The sequence below is a fragment of the Lactococcus cremoris subsp. cremoris NBRC 100676 genome (genome assembly GCF_001591705.1).
Lineage (GTDB): Bacteria > Bacillota > Bacilli > Lactobacillales > Streptococcaceae > Lactococcus > Lactococcus cremoris.
Window position 1 is genome coordinate 1 of the sequence record NZ_BCVK01000113.1, and the last position, 1,810, is coordinate 1,810.

Annotated in this window: 1 protein-coding gene and 5 tRNA genes; 5 read left to right on the forward strand and 1 reads right to left on the reverse strand. The window is 35.6% G+C overall.

The genetic code is table 11. From position 1 onward, the window contains the following. The first annotated feature begins 5 nt into the window (after positions 1-5). The 5 genes from LLA01S_RS11960 to LLA01S_RS11980 all read left to right on the forward strand — a co-directional run bounded on the left by LLA01S_RS11960 (position 6) and on the right by LLA01S_RS11980 (position 433). Positions 6-86: transfer RNA gene (locus LLA01S_RS11960), tRNA-Tyr, on the forward strand. Positions 87-102: 16 nt separating this feature from the next. Continuing rightward, positions 103-173, forward strand: a tRNA-Trp gene (locus tag LLA01S_RS11965). Positions 174-184: 11 nt separating this feature from the next. Then, positions 185-257: transfer RNA gene (locus LLA01S_RS11970), tRNA-His, on the forward strand. Positions 258-265: 8 nt separating this feature from the next. Beyond that, positions 266-337 (forward strand) — tRNA-Gln (locus tag LLA01S_RS11975). Between the two features lie 12 nt (positions 338-349). Further along, positions 350-433 (forward strand) — tRNA-Leu (locus LLA01S_RS11980). Positions 434-1,042: 609 nt separating this feature from the next. On the opposite strand, the gene LLA01S_RS11990 is transcribed toward LLA01S_RS11980, so the two are convergent. Beyond that, positions 1,043-1,753 (reverse strand): CPBP family intramembrane glutamic endopeptidase, encoded by a 711-nt coding sequence (locus LLA01S_RS11990; RefSeq protein ID WP_169796218.1) that lies wholly within the window; start codon positions 1,751-1,753, stop codon positions 1,043-1,045. Between the last annotated feature and the right edge of the window lie 57 nt (positions 1,754-1,810).

Genomic DNA, 1,810 nt, shown 5'->3' on the forward strand with positions numbered 1-1,810 from the left:
AGTTTGGAAGGGTAGCGAAGAGGCTAAACGCGGCGGACTGTAAATCCGCTCCTTCGGGTTCGGGGGTTCGAATCCCTCCCCTTCCATTTGTTTTATACTTGTACGGGCATAGTATAAAGGTAGTACAAAGGTCTCCAAAACCTTTGGTGTGGGTTCAATTCCTGCTGCCCGTGTTTATAGTATGGCGGATGTGGTGAAGTGGTTAACACACCAGCTTGTGGCGCTGGCACTCGCGGGTTCGATTCCCGTCATCCGCCTATTTTATTGGGGTATAGCCAAGCGGTAAGGCAAGGGACTTTGACTCCCTCATGCGTTGGTTCGAATCCAGCTACCCCAGTTGTTATGTTTCGCCGAAGTGGCGGAATAGGCAGACGCGCCAGACTCAAAATCTGGTTCCTTCACGGGAGTGCCGGTTCGACCCCGGCCTTCGGCATAACATAAAAGCTAACTTTGCCTATTGTTAGCTTTTTTTATAGATATTTATAGTATTGATAAACAAAAAAGTACTGACTTTTATTAAAGTTAGTACTTTTTGTTTTAGTGAATATGCCTATTAACCTTAGTTAAAAAAATCGTAAAGCCTGAATGGAGACACTTGCTCCAATAAGGATGAAAATATATCCGATAATCAAGGATTTGAGGAAATTTCCATCCCCATGGACGATAAGGGGAATCAAAAATCCTACAAAGCATAGAATAGGGGTCCATGTCCTGGTCGCTAGATTATGCCAGGCTAGATAGAAAATTAATAGTGAAAGAATCGCGCCTATAGCTAGAAGTAAAACAAGTAGTGAAGAGTTGATTTCTGTTAGGTTTTTGTTTATCCAGAAGACGCCATGTTTTAGTATTTCATCCACCTTTCCTCGGTAAGTCCCATCAATATCATACCGTTGCCAATCTACTTTAAAAAATGTATGGTTAAAAATAATATAAATGATGGTAATAATTAGTGTAAGGATAGAATATAGAAATAAGATCCACCTTTTAAAAATATTTGGTTTATTTATAAAATTTTTCATAGTTCTCCTTTTTACATTATTTTTTAATAAGGTAATAGTTTAAAAAATGTGTCTAGTAGTTTGATTGCAGGTCCACCTAAGAGATTCACTGAGCTAAGGACAATCGCGCTTTCGATAAAATTATTTCTTTTTGAATAAACCCAAGTAATAATAAAAGAAAGAATGAGGTATGGAAGTATGTACCAGGAAGATCCTGTATGGACAAGAGCGAAAAGTACAGAAGAGATGATAAAGGCAACCTTTTTATTAGTTATTGAACCAAAAATATAACTTCTAAACAATAGCTCTTCCGAAAGTGGAACAATAATTCCTAAAATATATTTTTGACAAAGGATTGGTAGTTGGCCTAAAATATCCGACATACCAGTATCACTCGTCACGGAAGAAATAATTTGTGTTTTTAGGACAAGTACTGTTACTAGATAATTAATTGTTAAAGTGAAAAACACAATCCCCATTAGCCAAAAAATACGCTTTAAATCCCAGTCCTTAAGTGTATTTTTTAGATACCCAAGCTTCCAAGCAAATATAAAAATGAGTATTAATACCAAAGTCATTAATAGTGGGAAGGTCAAAGAAGAATTAGTATATAAAAAATCGGTAAAGAAAAAGATTCTTTTATTAAAGAAATAGGCAAAAACTAAAACAAGGGGATATTGATAAAGAATGTTTAATAAAAGAAAAAATAGAATTTCTAAAATATTAATTTTACCCGAATTGCTAGTTAATTTCATTGGAAAATAAATAAGTCGTGCTATCCTAATCTTAAAGCACTAAGCATTAGAAAGCGC

Coding starts and splice junctions, on each gene's coding strand:
- LLA01S_RS11990 (WP_169796218.1), bottom strand. CDS start 1,753: ATGAAATTAACTAGCAATTCGGGTAAAATTAATATTTTAGAAATTCTA.